The sequence below is a fragment of the Mucilaginibacter metallidurans genome (assembly GCF_003286435.2).
In the GTDB taxonomy this organism is placed as follows: Bacteria; Bacteroidota; Bacteroidia; order Sphingobacteriales; family Sphingobacteriaceae; genus Mucilaginibacter; species Mucilaginibacter gossypii.
Genome location: NZ_CP043449.1, coordinates 1634929 through 1655913, shown reverse-complemented (window position 1 = coordinate 1655913; position 20985 = coordinate 1634929). Strand labels below are relative to the sequence as shown.

The following is a 20985-nucleotide window of genomic DNA, read 5'->3' as shown; positions in this document are numbered from 1 at the left end:
TATACCATTTAAGAAATGAAATTATTTGATGTTTATCCTATAAATCCAATTAATATAGTTAGGGGCCAGGGCAGTTTAGTTTATGACGCTCACGATACTGAATACCTTGACATGTATGGTGGCCACGCCGTTATTTCTATTGGTCACACCCATCCACACTACGTAAAACGTTTAGAAGATCAATTGCATAAACTTGGCTTTTATTCTAATTCTATCGAGATTCCTATTCAAAAAGAGTTAGCTCAAAAGTTGGGAAAAGTTTCAGGCAAGGAAGATTACCAGTTATTTCTGTGTAACTCTGGTGCTGAGGCCAATGAGAATGCTTTAAAACTGGCTTCTTTTTATAATGGTAAAAAGAAAGTTATTGCTTTCAGCAAATCATTTCATGGCCGTACTTCATTGGCTGTGGCGGTTACTGACAACCCGAAGATCGTCGCTCCTATCAACGAAACTGATAACGTGATTTTTTTGCCATGGGCCGATGAAGCAGCGCTGGAAGAAGCATTCAAAAACAACGAAATCTCTTCAGTAATTATCGAAGGCATTCAGGGTGTTGGTGGTATCCAGGTTGCACCAGAGGGCTTCCTGCAAAAGATTCGCTCACTGTGCGATCAGTATAATGCCGTATTCATTGCTGATTCTGTACAATGCGGTTACGGCCGTACAGGTAAATTCTTTTCGCATGATTTTGCCGGTGTTAATGCTGATATCTACAGTATGGCTAAAGGCATGGGTAATGGTTTCCCTGTGGGAGGTATCATCATTTCGCCTAAAATACAGCCGGCATATGGCATGTTAGGTACTACTTTTGGTGGGAACCATCTGGCTTGCGCTGCAGGTTTAGCCGTTCTTGAAACTATGGAACAGGATAACCTGTTGCAAAATGCTGCTGAAGTTGGCGGCTACTTAATAAAGGAGCTTAACAAGCTGGAACAGGTTAAAGAAGTTCGTGGCCGTGGTTTAATGATCGGTATAGAATTGCCCGAAGAATTGGCCCATGCCCGTAAAGAACTGTTAAACAAGCACCATATATTTACTGGTGAAGCTAAACCAAATGTGATCAGGCTATTACCCGCTTTAAATTTAACTAAGGCCCATGCTGATAGGTTCCTGGAAGCTTTTGTAAACGTATTGAATCAATAAGACGCCCCCTCTAAATCTCCCCCTTGAGGGGGAGATTTAAAAAATAAATAGCAGAACAACTCACCCAAAAATTGTAAAGTTCATGAAACTATTCTCTTCTGTTAATGATGTTGCTGATGTTAACGCACTTGTAAAAGAGGCATTGGCGCTTAAGCAGGATCCCTTTGCCCATCAAAAGCTTGGTAAAAATAAAACACTTGCATTAGTGTTTTTAAATCCAAGTTTACGTACCCGTATGAGTACACAAAAAGCTGCTATCAATTTGGGCATGAATGTAATGGTGCTCAATATCGATAAAGAAGGCTGGGCACTTGAACTGCGCGACGGCGTGATCATGGATGGCACTACTGTTGAGCATATCCGTGAAGCCGCAGGCGTTATGGGCCAATACGCTGATATTATTGGCGTTCGTTCGTTCCCTGGCTTAAGGAACCGTGAGGAAGATTACAGCGAAATGATTTTCAACAAGTTTGTTGAGTTTTGCAAAGTGCCGGTTGTGAGCCTGGAATCAGCCACACGTCACCCGCTGCAAAGTTTGGCCGACTTGATCACTATTGAAGAGCTGAAAAAAACAGCGCGCCCAAAAGTAATATTAACCTGGGCACCTCATATCAAACCTTTGCCGCAGGCTGTTCCTAACTCATTCTCGGAGTGGATGTGCAAGGCGGATGTCGACTTTACTATCGTGCAGCCTAAAGGATATGAGCTTTGTACCGATTTTACCCGGGGTGCAAATATCTCTTATGATCAAGATGAGGCTTTAGCCAGCGCGGATTTCATCTACGTAAAAAACTGGTCGGCTTATGAGCCTTATGGCAATATATTAGGCAAACACGAAGAGTGGATGCTTACTAACAAAAAGCTGGAGCAAACCAACAATGCCAAAGTAATGCATTGCTTACCGGTACGCCGTAACCTGGAGCTTTCTGACGAAATATTAGACGGGCCAAGCTCAATCGTAGTACATGAAGCCGGAAACCGCGTTTGGGCCGCGCAAGCTGTGCTCAAACAGATGCTGGAAAGTTTGTAGCTATAACTGGCCATGAATAAAATATACGATATCTTACTTGGTAACACCAAAATCGGAACAACTGCATTTGAAAATGCGGATCCTCCAATGGGTGTTGTACTTGGTAAGATATCGTTTGCAGATGAAAGGTTTGACTATTCCTTTTTTAAAGATTACTGTATAAAGAACAATGTAGGCTTCCAGGAGGACATTGATCTTAAACTTATCACCACCGTTAACATTCCTGATTTACATGTTTTTGATTTAGCGGGTCTGAAGATTAAAGGATTAGCTGCAACGATTTCAGGCATGGACGATGACGAGTATTTAATTTCTTTAGAAGGAATCCCCTATCCGTTTTATGAAGATGAGTTCGGCCATCATTATAAATCATATTATCAAAGACCTGGCAATCATTAACTCAATTTCATCCCGATGTATACGCCAAAACATTTCCAATTAACGAATGAGCAGGAAGCAATCAGCTTTATGCAGCGCTATAGCTTTGCAACAATTGTAACAGCTACTGATAACGTTCCGTTTGCTACGCATCTTCCCTTCCTGGTAAGCAAACGCGATGATAAAATTGTTTTGTCGTCTCATTTCGCCAAGGCCAACCCGCAGGCTGCTGAAATTATTGGAAAGGAAATATTGGTGATCTTTACTGAGCCTCACGCTTATATCTCACCCAAACATTACGAAAAGGAAACCAACGTACCTACCTGGAATTATATCGCGGTACACGCTTACGGCAAAGCAACAATCCTGCCTGAAGGCGGACAAACTGCTGATCTGTTAGTGCAAATGATCAGTAATTATGAGGCCGATTATCTTACCCAATGGAATAATTTACCAGACGAATATAAGCAACGGATGATGAAAGGTATAGTAGCCTTCGAAATCATAGTTGACGACCTGCAAGGCAAACAAAAACTTAGTCAAAACCGTAGCGAAACGGAACGGGAAAACATCATCAATGCATTAGGCAAAAGTACGGACACTACTGAAGCGGAGATTGGCAAATACATGTCGCGTCTTAAATAATATACTACCCCGGGTTACGCTGCACCAAATCCACGCAGCATGTTTTATTCTTCTATCTTTTTGGAAGCGCTGTTTATCATTCTGTTCAACGTCAATCCCTGAACTATTACCGAAAATATCACAATAAAATAACTGCCGGACAAAATCAGGTGCCGGTATGGCGTATTGGGTAAAGACAACGCAAGGGCTATAGATATAGCCCCGCGCAGACCGGCCCAGGTCATAATGTTGATATTGCTATAGTTCACTTTAAGAGTATGCCTTAAAAACGTTAGCGGCAGCATAATACTCAGCCAACGGGCTATTAAAACTGTAACTATAGAAAGGCTTCCCGTTACCCAGTAATTATTTACAAAAGGCAGGTTAACGAGTTGCAAGCCAATCATTACAAATAAAATGGTGTTCAGTATCTCATCAACCAGCTTCCAGAATTTCTCCAGCGCCTCGTGCGATCGTTCTTTATTATCCTGGTTAATAGATTGGCTCCCGGCAAACAGCCCAGCTGTAACAACCGACAATGGAATTGAAAAATCAAGCAAAACTGCCAACACGGATAAACCCATTACTAAGGCCAGCGAGATCAATACGATAGTCTGAAAATCCTTAACCGAGCGCATCAACCGGTGAGCGAGATAACCTAAAATTCCCCCGGCTACTATCCCGCCAATAATTTCTTTAACAATAAGCGCTACAACCTTAGCCAGTTCAATTTTCTCTTCTCCTACCCGCGCCACCTCCAGGATGATCACAAACAGGATCAGCCCTATCCCATCATTAAAAAGCGATTCGCCCGAAATAATAGTTTCAAGATTGGCAGGTAACTTTGAATTACGGATAATGGCTGCAACCGCCACCGGATCGGTGGGTGAAATCAAAGCGCCGAACAACAGGCAATAGATCAGCGGCATATGGATATGAAAAAACGGGGCTACATAAAATAACAGGCATCCAAACACCGCAGTAGAAATAACAACCCCCAATGTGCTTAGTACAAATACGGGGCGCATTTCTCTCTTCAGCTTCCGGCCATCCAGGTTAAATGAGCTTGAAAAAAGCAGGAAACCAAGCAGCACATTCAATACCGCTTTTGAAAAGTTGATATTTTTGGCAAGTGTACCCAGGTAATCCGCTATCGACGAATCAATCCTATCTACAATAAGTATGGTGATAGAAGTAATGGTTGCCAGCAGCACAATGCCGATAGTGCCCGGCAGCTTAATAAAGCGGGCGTTAAGGTACGAAAATATCGCGCTGACAATAACCAGCAAAGCTATTACAACAAACAGATCCATAAATACTTACAAGTAAGGATTTAAAAGGATTATTGTTTGTTTTTATCTCGATTCGGGATCCGTCATTCGGGTTTCGGTATCAAAATAGCGTACGATGAGTCGGTTGTCGCTGTTTTTGGTGAAATAATTGATGGCCCAGCTAAAAAATATGATACCCTTATTGGTAAAGCCTGCAAGCGACATGATGTGTACAAATCCCCACACCAGCCAGGCAAAAAATCCCTGGAAATGAATTTTCCCCAAGTCGGCCACGGCTTTATTTCGGCCTATGGTTGCAAGCGAACCTTTATCCCTGTATTTAAAGGGGACCAATGGTTTACGGTCGAACATTCGGTAAACGTTCTCACCAAGGTTTTGTCCCTGTTGGATAGCTACCGGTGCAACACCTGGATGCCCGTTTGGATACTCCTCGGTGATCATAGCGGCAACATCACCTATGGCATAAATATTTTCGTAACCTTTTACCTTGTTAAATTCATCAACCAGGATGCGGTTACCCCGGACTATATTATCGGCAGAAATACCTTCAGGAAATTCTCCCTTTACTCCTGCCGCCCAAAGTACATTACGGGTTAACAACGATGTGCCGTTATCTATCTTGAGTTCATAGCCATTATAGCTTTCCACGTGTGCGCTGTTATAAATGGTTACGTCCATATCCTGCAAAAACTTTTTGGCCTTGGCCCTCGCCCCCGGCGAAAACGCGGCCAGCAGTTCCGCTTTACCCTCAACAAGGTAAACACTCATGCTGTGTTTGCGCAAACCATGATAATCCTTCATTAATATCAGCTCGCGCATTTCGGCAAGTGCACCAGATAGCTCCACACCGGTTGGCCCCCCTCCTACAACCACAAAGGTCATTAGCGCCGCTTTTTCTTCCGGATCTTTAGATACGAGTGACATTTCGAGGTTTTGGAGGATCAGGCTCCTTAAGTTTAAAGCCTCCGGGATATTCTTCATCGGCATAGCAAAATGCTCTATCTCTTTATTACCGAAAAAGTTGGTATTGGAGCCGGTAGCTATAGCAAGGTAATCGTAATAAATGGTACCGATATCGGTATCAAGCGTATTAGTTTCGGGGTTGATCTTTTGCACCTCAGCAAGTGCGAATCGAAAATTCTTTTGCCTGGTAAAGATCCGGCGCAATGGAAAGCCAATTGAATCGGCAGCTATGGAGCCCCCTGCCACCTGGTACAACAAAGGCTGAAACGTGTGATAATTATGCTTATCAATCATCAGTACATCAACGGGCGCATCTTTTAGTTTTTTAGCTAAATGGATCCCGCCAAATCCTCCTCCTATTATTGCCACCCGCGGCCTGGTGTTCTTTTTTTGCTCCATAGATAGTTATAAGCAAGGATAATGCCTTAAAGTTTTCCAATATTACTAATTCTTTCATAATCAAATTGTAAACTTAAACTGCAAGTCCCATTATTCATTTTTAAATCAATTTTTGAAAAAACACGCTATATTTTCGTAATTTTAACAGTTTTCCGCTTAAAAAAGTGGAAATTTGGCACTAAAAGAGTTATATTAACAGCTGGAATGAATAAAATTGATACAGATCATATCAAAACGGGTAAATTACCATCAAATAAGAGCCTTTATATAATCAAAATAGGTGGAAACGTTATTGATAACTCTGAAAACCTATATCATTTTTTAAAGGACTTTGAAGCGCTCGACGGCCTGAAGATCCTGGTACATGGCGGTGGAAAAGTGGCCACACAAATGGCCGAAGATTTAGGTATTGAATCGAAAATGGTTGATGGCAGGCGCATCACTGATATTGAAACGCTGAGAGTGGTCACCATGGTTTACGGAGGCCTCATCAATAAAAATATTGTAGCCCAGTTGCAGCGTTTTGGCAACAACGCCATAGGCCTGACCGGTGCCGATGGCAACTTTATTAAAGCGGTTAAACGGCCGGTAAAAACTATTGACTATGGCTTTGTGGGGGATATTGTTAAAGACTCTATCAACCCCGAAAATATAAGCCGGTTGATGGAAGCAGGCTTTACCCCCGTTTTCTGTGCTATAACGCATGATGGCGAAGGGCAGCTGCTAAATACCAATGCGGATACCATTGCTTCGGCACTGGCGGTATCGTTATCGGGATTATATGAAACCACCCTCATATACTGCTTTGAAAAAAAGGGTGTGCTAAAGGATATTAATGACGAAGAATCGCTGATCAGGGAAATTAACCCGCAGCACTATGAGGAACTAAAAGTGGAAAGGATAATACACAGTGGTATGCTACCTAAACTTGACAACGCTTTTACCGCAATTGCTTGTGGTGTGAAGGCAGTAATTATTGGCAAATCAGATGATCTGGGCCAATTGAAAGATAACAAACCATTTGGAACACGTTTAACAAAAAGCGCATGAACGCACAACAGCACATTTCAATATTAGGCTCCGGTAACATAGGGCTTTCATTAGCCAAAGGTTTGGTTAAAAAGGGTATTTGTAAACCCCAGCAAATATCATTAACCCGTCGTAACGTAGCTGCGCTGGCCCAATATGCCGAGCAGGGGTACCATGTGTCAGACAATAACCTGCGTGCCGTGCGCAAAGCCGATATTATTGTGCTGGCCGTACTGCCGCAACAACTCAATAAACTGTTAGACGAGATCAAACCATCGTTAAAGCCGGATAAGCAGTTATTGATCTCAGTTATCTCAGGCGTAAGCTGTGCCGATATCCGCCAGCACCTTGACCTCAATGTACAGGTGATCAGGGCAATGCCGAACACCGCGATTGCGATAGGCCACTCTATGACCTGTATCGCTACAGATAACGGCACCAATAAAAATATCAACATGACCAAATCATTGTTTGATACGGTTGGTGTAACTATCCAGATCAATGAAGAATTGATGACCTCGGCCACAGCTCTTTGCGCCTGTGGTATCGCTTTCTTTTTAAGGTCGATCCGCGCTGCTTCACAAGGCGGAACAGAGATTGGCTTTCATGCGCATGACGCCTTAAAGATGGCAGCTCAAACAGCCAAAGGAGCGGCCGACTTGTTACTGCAACTGGCATCGCACCCCGAGCAGGAAATTGATAAGGTAACCTCACCAAGCGGCTGTACCATTGCCGGCTTAAATGAAATGGAGCACCACGGTTTCAGTTCGGCCATGATCAAGGGCATCCGTTTATCTGCCGAAAAAGCAGGCGATTTATATAAAAAGGATAGTTAATTAAGCGAAAAGCTTAACGCCGAAGGCTCAAAGCTTTTAATCATTATATTTCAATCGTTTTGATAGCGTATATCAAAATGAGTTATTTTTAAAAAAGCAGTTCAGATACAAGCTATTTACATTCAACCAATTAATAAATAGCTACAACAATTGGTATGGTTAAGGTATTTGACTGCTGATCTTTCAATATAAAATGTTAACAGTAGAAAAAATTGGCGGTACATCCATGACCGCTTTGGGTGATGTGATAAAAAACATTATCCTGTTTGAACGCAGCGGGGAACAACTTTACAACCGCATATTTGTAGTATCGGCATTTTCAGGGGTAACCAACCTCCTGCTCGAAAACAAAAAGACAGGCGCGCCGGGCGTATATCACAAGCTTGCCAATTACAAGGATTTTCATACGCCGTTAAAACAATTGATTATGCGCCTGAAGCAGATCAATAAAACCTATGAAGGCCTTGGTTTGAACATAGCCGAAGCAGATAAGTACATTGAAACAAGGATCAACGATGCACAAACCTATCTGGAGAACCTGGCTAATATCCTGGCATCGGGATACGTAGGTAAAGAAGGCATTTTACAGGCCGCGAGAGAGATCCTGGCCTCAATAGGTGAAAGCCATTCGGCTTTTAACTTCACCAATATCCTGCAAAATATGGGTATCAATGCTACTTTGGTGGACCTGAGCGGTTTTCACGACCACCGTGCATTAACCATTGATCAACGCATTAAGAAAGACCTTGCCCATATTGATTTTTCAAAAACCATTACCGTTGTTACCGGCTACGCCAAAGGCACGGAAGGTATTATGCGCGAGTTCGACCGCGGCTATTCGGAAGTTACTTTCAGTAAAATTGCCGTTGCTGTACAGCCACAGGAGGCCATCATCCATAAAGAATACCACCTTTGCACTGCCGACCCTCAATTGGTTGGCGTTGAAAACTGTTTCCCTGTAGGTAACACAAACTATGATGTTGCCGATCAGCTGGCCGACGTGGGCATGGAGGCTATCCACCCTAAAGCATCAAAACCGTTGGAAATAAATGATATCGACCTGCGAATCAAAAACACCTTCCAACCTGAACATCCCGGTACGTTGATCACCCGCGAATACATTTGTGATAAAAAGCGTGTCGAAGTAATCACCGGCACCGATAAGGTGATCATGATTGATATTTACGATCCCTCAATGGTAGGTAACGTAGGTACAGATTTTCATATCATGCAGCTGTTTTACAAGTTTGGCGTTAGCTATAGCTTTAAGGCCACCAGCGCCAACAGCATTTCTATAGTGATATGGGAGAAGGACTACAATAAAAAACTGATTGGAGAACTGGAAGACAATTACGAAAAAGTTGCTGTGGAAAAAATGGCGATGGTTTGCCTGATAGGTTCCAACATGGATCAGCCGGGTTTACTGGCCAAATCGGCAACAGCATTGGCCCAAAAAGGGATCAATATCAAAAGCTGTGGCTTTGCACTAAGAATGGTCAATATCCAGTTTTTGATAGCCCGCGAAGATTTCGATGAGGCGATCCGCGCTTTGAATAAAGCAATGTGCTAAGGGAGGCGAACCCTGATTTTTAGGATTAGAGGATGTCCTTGATTTTTAACAAAACTTACGAAGTTTTTGAAACTTCGTAAGTTTCTCCCGCAACATACCCCCTCTTGTTTTTCGCCTCATCCGAATGTAACTTTCCTGTGGCTTATTTTTTAAAGCAACAAGTTTTCGGCATATTTAAGTTTGACACTACTCCTGTATGCGTAAACTTTTACTATCAGCTTGCCTTTTTTTGGCTATTGGTTTTCATGTATCTGCTCAAAAAATATCTAAAAAACCTTTAGACCATACTGTGTTTGACCGATGGCAAAGTATAACCGGTCAACGCATCAGCAATGATGGTAAATGGATAGGTTACATCATAAAGCCGCAACAGGGCGATGCCGAACTAATTATAAAAGATTCAAAAAATACCAGCTCAATTAAAATTCCCCGTGCAGATACAGTTAAAATAACCGGGGATTCAAAATTTGCTATATGCCTTATCCGTCCGTTTTATAAGGATACCAGGCAGGCCAAAATAAAGAAGAAAAAGCAGGCCGATTTCCCTAAAGATACTTTAGGCATAATTGCTTTAGGATCATCATCCGTAAAGAAAGTCCCGGCCATCCGTTCATTTAAAATAGCCGAAGATGCGGCTGTTATTGCTTACCTGGCAACGGCCGATACGCTTAAAAAACCTGCATCAGGCGATACCACAAAAAAAGCGGTAGCTGCAGCTGTAGCCCCGCCTACACATGAAGGTGCAGATTTAACTATTAAAAAGTTAAAAACCGCCGCCGAACGCTCTTTTAAATATGTTACCGAATACCAGGTCAGTAAAAATGGAAAATGGATTGCGTTTGCTGTAACAGCGCCGATAAAACAAAAAGAGACTGTATCTGGTCTGTATCTATTTAATTTGGAAAAAAACGCGGTCAAACGGCTTAGCACCGGAAGGGGTAATTACCGTAACATCAGCATTGATGATGCCGGACGTCAGATAGCTTTTACTGCCGAAAAAAATCCGGAAAAGGCACTGGTAAAACCTTTTAAGCTTTATTACTACAACACGGCAAAAGATAGCGCGGAAGTTATTGCCGCTGCCGGAACTGCAGGCATATCCAATAACTGGGCGGTAAGTGGCGATGGCAAAGTGAGCTTTAGCAAAAGCGGCAATAATCTGTACTTTGGCACTGCTCCTATCCCCAAACCAGCTGATACTACCCTTGTTGATTTTGAGGTAGCCAAACTGGATATCTGGAACTACAAAGATGATTATCTGCAGCCCCAGCAGCTCAAAAACCTGCAAACCGAGCTAAAGCGTAGCTATCTTGCGGTGATAAAACCTGAAGAAACAAACGCCAAAACTGTTCAATTAGGTAGCAAGGCCATCCCAGAAATATTAACTGCCGAAAATAAAGATGCCCGCTATGTTTTAGGACTTACGGACACCGGCGCACGCGTATCGGCCCAGTGGGAAGGCAGTACCAGGCAACAAGCCATTTTAATTGATACCCGGAGCGGCAATCACAGGTTTATTAATGCCTCTTTGGGCCGTTATTATATCTCTCCGCAGGGCAATTATGTGCTGTGGTTTGATCTCAAAGATCAGGCATGGTACTGTTATACCATTGCAACAGGGCAAAAAATAAACCTGAGCAAAGCAACCGGCACCAAAATGGGCGACGAACTGAACGATGTGCCAGGGTATGCTTCGGCCTATGGTATGGCCGGCTGGTTAGCAGGAGACAAGGCCGTATTTATTTATGACCGATACGACATATGGCGTTTTGACCCGGCAACTGGCGACGCGTTTAACTTTACCAAAGGCATCGGGCGCAAAAACAAACTGATCATGAGGTATGATCAAACTGACCCGGAGCAAAAATTCATCCCGCTGAAAGAGCCTATGTGGCTGTTAACCCAAAACGAAGAAACCAGGCAATGGGGATATTTCAGGAAGTTTCCTGAGACTAACAATCTGCCCGAAAAAGCGGTCATGGCCTCAATGAGTTATGATAACCTGCTGAAAGCTAAAAATGCCGAAGCTTACATCTACACCAAAGCAAGCTATAAACAGTCGCCTGATTTGTACTTTTCATCTGATTTGAAGAAAGAGATCAAGCTGAGCAGCATCAACCTACAACAAAATGATTATAACTGGGGCACTGCCGAGCTTGTGAGGTGGACGACACCTAAAGGCTATCAGTCGCAAGGGATCCTGTATAAACCCGAAGATTTTGATCCGGCTAAAAAATACCCGATGATAGTTTATTTTTATGAAAGACTTTCTGACGGGCTTTATAATTACATTGCTCCGGCTCCCACCCCTTCCCGCCTGCCTATCTCATTTTTTGTAAGCAACGGTTATCTTGTTTTCGCGCCAGATATCCGCTATCAAACCGGTCATCCGGGGGCATCAGCGGTCGAATTTGTAAATTCGGGTGTTGAGGCTTTAAAGAAACACACATGGGTTGACGCCACGCATATTGGCTTACAGGGCCAAAGCTGGGGCGGTTACCAGGTGGCTTACCTCATTACCCAAACCAATATGTACGCGGCAGCCTGGGCGGGGGCGCCTGTTGCCAACATGACTTCGGCCTATGGCGGTATCCGCTGGGAATCGGGCTTAAACAGGCAATTTCAGTACGAAAAATCACAAAGCCGCATTGGCGCCACGCTTTGGGAAAAGCCGGAGCTGTATATCGAAAACTCGCCCTTGTTCCAGTTACCTAAAGTAAAAACACCGGTGATGATCATGAGTAACGATGCCGACGGCGCTGTGCCCTGGTACCAGGGAATTGAAATGTTTACAGCTTTACGCCGTTTAGGTAAACCTGTTTGGTTACTGCAATACAATGGCGAGGCTCATAACCTGGTACTGCGCCAAAACCGCAAAGATATTACTATACGTGAGCAGCAATTCTTCGATCACTTTTTAAAAGGCGCGCCAATGCCGGTTTGGATGGATAAGGGCGTACCTGCAGTTGATAAAGGAAAAGACTGGGGCCTGGAGCTGGAAAAATAAAAACTTTATATAGAAATTAATTTCACATAAAGTAACAGCATGAATAATCTATAGCTCTTTCAAAAAGCCCAGCAGCGCAATGGCCACACCGGCCAATACCGCCATCATTTTACGCATATTGAAACGGTGATCAGCACTCGATTCAAAGAGGATGGTAGTGGAGATATGCAGGAAGATGCCGATGACAACGCCCATGATCCTGTTAAAATAATGCTGCAGGTTACCGATGTTTCCGCTGCTTAAGGCATCACTAAAAAAATAACCGGCCGGGGCCATTACCGCGAATACAGCCACAAAAAGTATGGTTTTGTTTTTACCTTGTTTGTTAGTGAGCAACACTGTAGCCAGTGCGAAGGCTGCCGGGATATGGTGTAAGGCAATGCCGTAAACTAATTGATCCTGGTTGCCCTGGGCAAGAGGCATTCCCTCCAAAAAAGCATGCAGGCAAAGGCTTGCCATAATGCCAATCGGGAAAACTGCCAGATCATGCGGGTGTTTGTGCATGTGGCCGTGCTCAATCCCGTCCGAAAATTGTTCAAGCACAATCTGGAACAGGAAGCCGACCAAGATAAATACGCCTACATAGTTATCATTACCGTGGTAAGCATCTGGAATCAGGTGCAAAACGGTAATACCGAATAGGTAAGCCCCGCTGAACGACAGCACCAGCTTCAGCGTTTTATGGTTATCGCCTTTAAATAAAAATACAGAAGTACCGCCAAAAAAGGCAGCAAAAAAAAGCAGCAGAATTTTCCAATATCCCATTAAAAGGCAGGTTGTAATTTTTTAAACAATAATGAAAACAGCCATCCAACAAAGGCCCCATATAAAGCGCCGCACAATACATCTACCGGGAAATGCACCCCCACATATACCTGTGCAAAGCAAATGCTGCCTGCCCAAAGTATCGCCCAAAGCCATACCCACCTCCATTTTCTGAAAAACACAAAGCTAAGGAATATCGCCATGGCAAAATGATCGGTGGCGTGGGTTGATGGAAAACTATACCCGCTACCACAGGGCACGCGGCTGATATCGGTTGCAGATACAACCGGATCATGGCAAGGGCGAAGCCGCTGGATATTGTGTTTGATAATAACCCCGCTGGTGAAATCAGCAACGCCTGCCGATGCCGCCAGCAGCATTATAATAATAGCGCCTGTTTTTTTATATCGCCATAAACAAAAAATAATGATGAAAATATACAGCGGGATCCAAAATTTGGGGTTACGCAACAAGGGCATGATCCAGTCGAAAAACGAATTGGACAGGTCATGATTAATGAAATAAAATAAATGCCGGTCGAGGTTTAAAAGATAGTCGGGCATTGTTTTTTACTATAGGTGTTTGTTTGCTGTAATTTCCAAAGTTATCAAATAGCTTAAAAAATCCTTTAAATTTTAATACTTAGCAGCAGCATTATCCCGTTAAGCATAAAATAATGCGCAGGGATGACAATTGAAACCACCCTGCACCGTATTAAAAAACAATAAATTAACCGTAACCTTATATGCAAGCGTTTGCGTAAATCCTTAAAACAATATCATTTGTAGCTTATATTTTTTACTTTTACCACACCAAAAACTTCGCATTTTGACATTAATAAAATCTATTTCAGGAATACGCGGCACCATAGGCGGTGCTGTTGGCGATGGTTTAACACCGCTTGATATTGTAAAATTCACTTCGGCCTACGGATCATGGGCTGTAAAAAAATCGGGGATTAAAAAGATTGTGGTAGGCCGCGACGCCCGTTTATCGGGTGCTATGGTGAACAATCTTGTTATTGGCACACTACAGGGTTTGGGGATTGATGTTATTGATCTTGGTTTATCAACTACGCCGACTGTTGAGGTTGCCGTTACCGGTGAGCAGGCAGCAGGTGGAATCATCCTAACCGCGAGCCACAACCCAAAACAATGGAACGCCCTTAAATTGCTCAATGCAAACGGCGAGTTCATCAGTGATGCCGATGGCAAGGAAGTGCTAACAATTGCCGAATACAGCGACTTTAATTATGCCGATGTAAACGATTTGGGTAAAGTTACTCATGATGACACCTGGCTTCAAAAACACATCGACCTTGTACTGGCCTTGCCGCTGGTTGATGTTGAGGCAATAAAAAAAGCCAACTTTAAAGTAGTAATAGATTGTGTTAACTCAACAGGCGGTATTTTTGTACCGGCCTTGCTGAAAGCATTGGGCGTTGAAACCGTTCACGAACTGTATTGTGAGCCGGATGGCAATTTCCCGCATAATCCTGAGCCGCTTCCTGAAAACCTGACAGCTTTATCAAAAGAGGTTGTGGGTAAACGGGCCGATTTGGGTATTGCTGTTGATCCGGATGTAGACCGCCTTTGCTTTGTTTGCGAAGATGGTAACATGTTTGGCGAAGAATATACGCTGGTTGCCGTAGCCGACTATGTTTTGAAAAACAATGTGGGCAACACGGTATCTAACCTGTCATCAACCCGTGCGCTGCGCGACGTAACTGAAAAAGCAGGCGGCGAATACCATGCGGCTGCGGTTGGAGAGGTTAACGTGGTTAACAAAATGAAAGAAGTCAACGCTGTTATTGGCGGCGAAGGTAATGGCGGGGTTATCTACCCTGAGTTACATTACGGTCGTGACGCTTTAGTTGGTATCGCGTTGTTTTTAACTCATCTGGCTAAATATGGTAAGTCGGTTTCAAGTTTGCGCGCGTCATATCCGGGTTATTTTATTTCAAAAAACAAGATAACGTTAACACCCGAAATGGACATAGACGCCCTTTTGGCGAAAGTTGAAGAAAAATACATCAAGCAGCCCCACTCAACAATTGATGGCCTGAAAATAGAATTTGATAAAGAATGGGTACATTTGCGGAGGTCAAACACCGAGCCCATTATTAGGATCTACTCTGAAGGTAATTCTGAAACCGTGGCAAACGGTTTGGCCAATAAGATCATCATCGATATTAAGGAGATCTTACAACTGAAAGGTTAATTTTACTGGTATTAAAAATAGCAGGCAACCGGCGGTAAATACCGTTGGTTGCTTGTTTATATATAATTACCGGGCATGTGTTTTTAAAGTTACTGATCCATTAATTTATAAATTTTAAAAAAATGCGCGTTTATTTTGATAATGCCGCCACTACACCGCTTGATCCTGATGTAATGAAGGAGATGTATAAGGTGATGGAAACCCAGTTTGGTAATCCGTCGTCAATACATGCCCACGGCCGGGAAGCCCGTACTTTAATTGAGCGTTCGCGGAAAACGATTGCCGGTTTACTGCACACCTCGCCCGCCGAAATCTTTTTTACATCAAGCGGTACGGAGGCCGATAATACGGCTATCAGGTGCGGGATCATTGATCACAAAATTACCCATGCTATCACCAGCCCCACCGAGCATCACGCAGTGCTCCACACGCTGGAAGCAATGGAAAAATCGGGCATTATTAAATTGAGCCTGGTAAACATAAACAGCAAGGGTGTTATTGATTATGATCACCTGGAAACATTATTGAAAGAAAATGAACGCAGTTTTGTTTCATTAATGCATGCCAATAACGAAATAGGCACCCTATCGGACATGGAACGCATTGGTGACCTGTGCGAAGCATACAATGCCATTTATCATTGTGATACTGTGCAAACCATGGGCCATTACCAGCATGACCTGAGCAAGCTTAAAGCTCATTTTGTGGTATGTGCCGGTCATAAATTGCATGGCCCTAAGGGCGTAGGGTTCCTGCATATCAATCATAAAATCAAAATAAAACCATTTATTTACGGCGGCGCCCAGGAACGCAACATGCGCGGCGGTACCGAAAATATTTATGGTATAGTTGGTTTGGCCAAAGCGCTTGAACTTGCTTACGGCGAAATGGAACAGCATCAAAATCATATCCAGGGTTTAAAATCTTATATGATGGAGCAACTGGTTGCTAACGTACCCGGTGTAAGCTTTAACGGCGAAACCGACCCCGAAAAAAGTTTATATACAGTATTGAACGTGGCTTTCCCCGAGATGGAAATGAGCGATATGCTGCTGTTTAATCTTGATATTGCCGGGATCTCCGCTTCGGGTGGTAGTGCCTGCAGTTCGGGCAGCGATATTGGTTCGCACGTGTTAACTGCTATCGGGGCCAGCTCTTCAAGGCCATCGGTACGTTTCTCGTTCTCAAAGTATAATACAAAAGAAGAAGTTGATTTTGTAGTGGCTAAAGTTCGCGAGCTTTGTGCTGTAAATGTGTAAGCTTTGAAATTGCTGATATTATAAACGCCTTAAGGACTGGTTCTTAAGGCGTTTATATTAAAAGACGTCATTACAAGTAACAGATGTCTTTTGAAGAATCTCTAAGCTACAGTTCCTTCCTCAACCTCGCTACCGGGATGTTCATTTGTTCGCGGTATTTGGCTACGGTACGGCGGGCTATGTTGTAGCCGGCGTCTTTGAGTATTTCGGTCAATTTTTCATCAGCAAGCGGGTGACGTTTATCTTCTTTTCCGATATGTTCTTCCAAAATCTTTTTAACCTCTTTATTGGATACTTCCTCACCGCTTTCGGTTTGGATGGCTTCGGAGAAGAAAGATTTCAGCAGGAAGGTACCAAACTCGGTTTGTACATACTTGGAGTTGGCTACACGGGATACCGTTGAAATATCCATGCCAATACGGTCGGCAATGTCTTTCAGGATCATCGGCTTCAGATTTTTATCATCACCGGTAAGGAAAAACTCATACTGGTACTGCATAATGGCATTCATGGTTTTGAGCAGCGTTTGCTGGCGCTGTTTAATGGCATCAATAAACCACTTGGCCGAATCAAGCTTTTGCTTTACAAATTGCACTGCTTCCTTCAGTTTTTTATCCTTTTGGGAAGCCTTGTCATAATGCTGAAACATTTCCTGGTATGAGCGGCTTACCCTAAGTTCGGGGGCGTTTTTTGAATTGAGGGTAAGGATGAGCACGCCATCATTGTTAGTGATATGAAAATCAGGGATCACCTGCATTTGCTTGGTGTTGATCTCGTTTGAATCGCCAGGTTTGGGATTGAGTTTTAAGATCTCATTAACCACCGCACGCAACTCAACGGAGTTCATATTCAATGATTTTTCAAGCTTATCGTAATGTTTACGGGTAAACTCATCCAAATAATGTTCAACAACCTGTATCGCTTTTTTGATGATAGGGTCGTTTGCATCTTTTTTGCGAAGCTGGATCAGCAGGCATTCCTGTAAGCTGCGCGCGCCTACCCCAGGGGGGTCAAAGCCCTGGATCACCTTGAGCATCTCTTCTACTTCGTCATCCTCAGCCAATACATTTTGTGAAAATGCAAGGTCGTCGGTTAGCGACATGATGGGGCGGCGCAGATAGCCGTCGTCATCAAGGCTGCCTATGATCTGCTTGCCGATCATGAAATCTTTATCACTCAGGGGAAGCAGGTCTAACTGGGCTTGCAGACTTTCAAAAAATGAGCTTTGCACAGCAATAGGAATCTCTTTACGCTCATCCTCATCGTCACCATTTTGATCATAGCGAGATCCGTAATCGTTTACGTTATCTTCCTGCAGGTAGTCGTCAATATTAAATTCATCCATCTCGCCCTTTTCCTCATCGTTGTTATAATTATCTTCGTCGGGGTCGCGGTCGGGATATTGTTCTTCGGGTTCGTTTAGGTTGGTAAGGCTCAGATCTTCAAGCGCGGGGTTTTCTTCCAGTTCTTCTTTTATCCGGGTATCAAGCGAAACAGTAGGCACCTGCAGCAATTTTATAAATTGTATTTGCTGGGGCGAAAGTTTTTGTAAAAGTTTTTGTTGAAGGTTCTGTTTAAGCATAATTAAGATGTAGCCAAAAATACATCAAATTAATATCAACTAAAAATTACTTGAGGTATCTGCTTTAAAGTTGTTAAATGTTTTAGGCATGCCAATTGTTTTAGCGCTATCAAAAAAACTATATGAATTGATAGTTTATGTAATATTAGGCAATTATATACAAAGCTAACCCAACCTTTGGGTAGCTGAATTTTGTTATTTGATTTGTTGTTTGGTAGAATTATTGACTTGGTATAAACTAAAGTTATAACCCTCCAATTTAAAGCCCTTTAAATATAGGCATCAAAATTACTACTCTATAAAAAAAGTTATAGCGACACAATGTATATAGTAAAATAGTTTACTTTGTATTGTTAATCATCTGAAAGGTACTATACCTCTCGCCCTTAATTCGAGACTAAGGGCGAAAAAATAGAACTAAAAGTATTCCCGTAGTTGCAAGGCTGCGGGATTTTTTTTGTCTTGCCTTGCGGTCTTTTTCAGGTAGACTTTAAAGAACTGGCGGAAAGGAGGTATAGTGCCTTGGAGAAGATGATTAACGGCCAGTTACATAAGCTTATATTCAGGAGAACTCGAACTCTTCCTAACGGAACTGTAATAAAAGCAACAGGTAAACCATTCCCTATATGGGTGTTGGCATAACCAATGTAAATGTGCTTATCTTTTTAAGAGGGCCGGGGCTATAGACACCCCGGTTTTTTATTACTTTTCAAAAGGTTTTATTATTTCTTCATATAAACTCTCGTGAACTAAATAATACCCATGCGCCTTAAGAACCGGTATAGGTTTACCTTTATTCCACATTTGGCTACTCTCGTCATTGGCTAATCGTTGTTGGCTTTTACACACACTATCAACATATTCCTTTCTCCTGTAGCAATTAACCATTTCAAACTGCTCAAATATTTGATTGTCCTTTGCTATAAAATAAGCTTTCCTGAATTTATACTTCTTGCCCATCATTGCTAAATTACTAATGTCATTAACAAATTAGCAAGTGGTTTTATCAATAAAAAGAATTGGTTATTATTCCCGAAAGTGGTATTATTGTCAAATAAGATATTTGTACCAATAACCTCTGGCTATCGCAAATTACCACCAATACCCCTGCCAGCAATAGAGCAAAAACGTACTACCCGCATGGCATAGCTATGTTGTTTGCTTTGGTAAGGCCGTGGTAAGCCTGGGCGATAGCACAACATTAGTTATGCCTATTTTTTTGATTAAGATGTAAAATGCAGTACTTTAGCGCTGTTAAAATTATTGTGCTGAAAATCGTAGTGCTGTTCTAAATTACCACATTTAACAACATGCATACACTCGATACAAGTGCGCTGATAAGGCGTGGCTATATCTTTTGTATGTATAGGTTGTGGTAAACCTTGAACGGCAAACGGTAATTGGTCACGCCGTTTTTTATTATCATTTAATCGTTCAAATTACCACACGCGAATGAAAACCTTACCACGTATAGCCGTACTGGCTATGCTTTGCCTATTTAGCTGCAAAGCGCCCCAATACACCATTGGGATGAATGAACAGGACTTTGTTAAGCACAACAGAGTTAATGTTGTAGAACAAGCCGAACACTACTCTATTTACAAAAAAACAAACTACCCGTTTGGCACAGCCCCGGTTACAAGGTTCTTTTACTTTGTTGATGGCCGGATGGTAAGAATGGATAGTGGCGAGCGGGTTCCTGATTTTATAATTGAACATAGATCCAGGTAAGCCATGATTAAGCCTTATAAGCCATGGTTGATAGCTTTGGGGGTATTGCTATTGCTAATCATAACAAACCCCTCTATATCGGCATTTAAAGCCTTTAGAGGCCGGGATTCATATAGTGGATTGAAAAGGCCATTAAACTTATTCGTTGCCTCTGTTTATAAAGAGCATTCAAAGAAATTTATAGGATTCTTTGGCAACTTTATTGATATTTCAAACAATCCTGAAGTATTAACTACGCCAGTGGTTGCTGATACGATAAAGCATGATTCAACTGTATATGACACCTCTTATCATTGGAAGCCCCCGGTTACAGATTCGGTTAAATAATATAACTTTATCCTAAATCCATCACACAATGCCAAATGAAGATATTTTTTTCATAGCCCTAAAAAAGGGTGCTGAAAAAGGACTGTATAGTCCTGTAGATATTACCCCTGAATTTAGGGCACTGATAAGGACTATTTATTCAGATCATCTATCAGCTCCACATAATTGGCACCAGTTACCTACTTTGTTTTTTAAAGACTTTGCAGATTTAGATTACATCCGCTATGTACCGATATATGACCATCCGTTAGATGACACACCCGTCCCTGATAATTGGATAGATGTTATATCGGTGCAAGTTATACTACAACCCAGTGGGCTATTGTTTTACAATCAATGGAATCAAATGAAGGTTCAGGAGCGTGCGAATAAATTGAGCACGAGAAACATAGTAGCCACGTTTGTTTTAGCTGGTTTAGGGTTTTTGGTTTCTTTCGGTTCTTTTATTAAATCGTTTTTTGATAAGAGTGATAAGCAACAATTACAAGAACTATCGCAGCAACTACAACAGCAAAAGCAATTGCTATCAACAATGCAAAAAAACCTAAATCAAGAAGATTATCGGTCACATTCGGAGAGCGCAAAAAAGCCCTCCAAGTAGATTCTTTAGAGGGCTTTTCCATAATGTTATCTCCCTATTTTGATTGAGTGTATGTTGACGGTTTTTTAAGCATTTTATCAATAGCGTTATCAAACGATTTATCTCCGCTTGATTGCTTTGGCTGAGGTGTGCGCACTGGCTCAACAACAACCGGTTTTTTATCTGCTGGCTTCATATTAAGTGATGGTTAAAATGTGTTGCTAATACGAAGTTACAGTAATAAATTTCG

The 20985-nt window shown here is 42.4% G+C and carries 20 protein-coding genes; 13 read left to right on the top strand and 7 right to left on the bottom strand.

Annotation, left to right across the window (positions count from 1 at the left end):
• Nucleotides 1-15: 15 nt before the first annotated feature.
• The 4 genes from DIU38_RS07345 to DIU38_RS07330 all read left to right on the top strand — a co-directional run bounded on the left by DIU38_RS07345 (nucleotide 16) and on the right by DIU38_RS07330 (nucleotide 3196).
• A complete protein-coding gene (locus DIU38_RS07345) occupies nucleotides 16-1143 on the top strand; it encodes an aspartate aminotransferase family protein (RefSeq protein ID WP_112654283.1) in 1128 nt (375 codons plus the stop codon).
• Nucleotides 1144-1225: 82 nt separating this feature from the next.
• Nucleotides 1226-2173 (top strand): N-acetylornithine carbamoyltransferase, encoded by a 948-nt coding sequence (locus tag DIU38_RS07340; RefSeq protein WP_112654284.1) that lies wholly within the window; start codon nucleotides 1226-1228, stop codon nucleotides 2171-2173.
• A gap of 12 nt (nucleotides 2174-2185) precedes the next feature.
• Entirely contained in the window at nucleotides 2186-2572 is a 387-nt protein-coding gene (locus tag DIU38_RS07335) for a hypothetical protein (protein ID WP_112654285.1), read from the top strand.
• A 15-nt stretch (nucleotides 2573-2587) separates the two neighbouring features.
• A complete protein-coding gene (locus DIU38_RS07330) occupies nucleotides 2588-3196 on the top strand; it encodes an FMN-binding negative transcriptional regulator (protein ID WP_112654286.1) in 609 nt (202 codons plus the stop codon).
• Nucleotides 3197-3240: 44 nt separating this feature from the next.
• Here DIU38_RS07330 and DIU38_RS07325 read toward each other — a convergent pair whose 3' ends face one another.
• Nucleotides 3241-4488, bottom strand: coding sequence for a cation:proton antiporter (locus tag DIU38_RS07325; protein WP_112654287.1), 1248 nt, complete (start codon nucleotides 4486-4488; stop codon nucleotides 3241-3243).
• 42 nt (nucleotides 4489-4530) lie between these two features.
• Nucleotides 4531-5829: an NAD(P)/FAD-dependent oxidoreductase gene (locus DIU38_RS07320; RefSeq protein WP_112654288.1), complete on the bottom strand. Its 1299-nt coding sequence runs from the start codon at nucleotides 5827-5829 to the stop codon at nucleotides 4531-4533.
• Nucleotides 5830-6033: 204 nt separating this feature from the next.
• Here DIU38_RS07320 and argB point away from each other — a divergent pair, with 204 nt between their 5' ends.
• The 4 genes from argB to DIU38_RS07300 all read left to right on the top strand — a co-directional run bounded on the left by argB (nucleotide 6034) and on the right by DIU38_RS07300 (nucleotide 12271).
• Complete coding sequence (gene argB / locus DIU38_RS07315; protein WP_112654289.1) at nucleotides 6034-6879, top strand: acetylglutamate kinase; 846 nt, start codon at nucleotides 6034-6036, stop codon at nucleotides 6877-6879.
• A complete protein-coding gene (gene proC, locus DIU38_RS07310; RefSeq protein WP_090527080.1) occupies nucleotides 6876-7694 on the top strand; it encodes a pyrroline-5-carboxylate reductase in 819 nt (272 codons plus the stop codon). Before argB ends, proC begins: the two co-directional genes overlap by 4 nt.
• 193 nt (nucleotides 7695-7887) lie before the next feature.
• A complete protein-coding gene (locus tag DIU38_RS07305) occupies nucleotides 7888-9264 on the top strand; it encodes an aspartate kinase (protein ID WP_112654290.1) in 1377 nt (458 codons plus the stop codon).
• Between the two features lie 196 nt (nucleotides 9265-9460).
• Nucleotides 9461-12271 carry a S9 family peptidase gene (locus DIU38_RS07300; RefSeq protein WP_112654291.1) on the top strand — a complete coding sequence of 937 codons (2811 nt, stop codon included), beginning with the start codon at nucleotides 9461-9463 and terminating at the stop codon, nucleotides 12269-12271.
• Nucleotides 12272-12319: 48 nt separating this feature from the next.
• On the opposite strand, the gene DIU38_RS07295 is transcribed toward DIU38_RS07300, so the two are convergent.
• Together DIU38_RS07295 and DIU38_RS07290 are read right to left on the bottom strand one after the other, a co-directional pair.
• Nucleotides 12320-13036: a ZIP family metal transporter gene (locus DIU38_RS07295; protein ID WP_112654292.1), complete on the bottom strand. Its 717-nt coding sequence runs from the start codon at nucleotides 13034-13036 to the stop codon at nucleotides 12320-12322.
• Nucleotides 13036-13599 carry a phosphatase PAP2 family protein gene (locus DIU38_RS07290; RefSeq protein ID WP_112654293.1) on the bottom strand — a complete coding sequence of 188 codons (564 nt, stop codon included), beginning with the start codon at nucleotides 13597-13599 and terminating at the stop codon, nucleotides 13036-13038. The genes DIU38_RS07295 and DIU38_RS07290 overlap by 1 nt, the downstream gene beginning before the upstream one ends.
• Nucleotides 13600-13864: 265 nt before the next feature.
• Here DIU38_RS07290 and glmM point away from each other — a divergent pair, with 265 nt between their 5' ends.
• Complete coding sequence (gene glmM, locus DIU38_RS07285; RefSeq protein ID WP_112654294.1) at nucleotides 13865-15256, top strand: phosphoglucosamine mutase; 1392 nt, start codon at nucleotides 13865-13867, stop codon at nucleotides 15254-15256.
• A 122-nt stretch (nucleotides 15257-15378) separates the two neighbouring features.
• The gene (locus DIU38_RS07280; protein ID WP_112654295.1) at nucleotides 15379-16515 is read left to right on the top strand and encodes a cysteine desulfurase family protein; all 1137 of its coding nucleotides are present in this window, start codon (nucleotides 15379-15381) and stop codon (nucleotides 16513-16515) included.
• Between the two features lie 106 nt (nucleotides 16516-16621).
• Here DIU38_RS07280 and rpoN read toward each other — a convergent pair whose 3' ends face one another.
• Nucleotides 16622-18097: an RNA polymerase factor sigma-54 gene (gene rpoN, locus DIU38_RS07275; RefSeq protein ID WP_112654296.1), complete on the bottom strand. Its 1476-nt coding sequence runs from the start codon at nucleotides 18095-18097 to the stop codon at nucleotides 16622-16624.
• Between the two features lie 702 nt (nucleotides 18098-18799).
• Entirely contained in the window at nucleotides 18800-19060 is a 261-nt protein-coding gene (locus DIU38_RS07270; protein WP_112654297.1) for a hypothetical protein, read from the bottom strand.
• A gap of 489 nt (nucleotides 19061-19549) precedes the next feature.
• On the opposite strand from DIU38_RS07270, the gene DIU38_RS07265 reads away from it, so the two are divergent.
• From DIU38_RS07265 to DIU38_RS07255, 3 genes are read left to right on the top strand one after another with little or no spacing between them, the layout of a single operon-like run.
• A complete protein-coding gene (locus DIU38_RS07265; RefSeq protein ID WP_112654298.1) occupies nucleotides 19550-19828 on the top strand; it encodes a hypothetical protein in 279 nt (92 codons plus the stop codon).
• A 3-nt stretch (nucleotides 19829-19831) separates the two neighbouring features.
• Nucleotides 19832-20155 carry a hypothetical protein gene (locus DIU38_RS07260; protein ID WP_112654299.1) on the top strand — a complete coding sequence of 108 codons (324 nt, stop codon included), beginning with the start codon at nucleotides 19832-19834 and terminating at the stop codon, nucleotides 20153-20155.
• 28 nt (nucleotides 20156-20183) lie between these two features.
• On the top strand, nucleotides 20184-20756 hold the full coding sequence (locus tag DIU38_RS07255) for a hypothetical protein (protein ID WP_112654300.1): 573 nt from the start codon (nucleotides 20184-20186) through the stop codon (nucleotides 20754-20756).
• Nucleotides 20757-20790: 34 nt separating this feature from the next.
• Here DIU38_RS07255 and DIU38_RS32950 read toward each other — a convergent pair whose 3' ends face one another.
• Entirely contained in the window at nucleotides 20791-20931 is a 141-nt protein-coding gene (locus tag DIU38_RS32950; protein ID WP_167516104.1) for a hypothetical protein, read from the bottom strand.
• Nucleotides 20932-20985 lie beyond the last annotated feature (54 nt).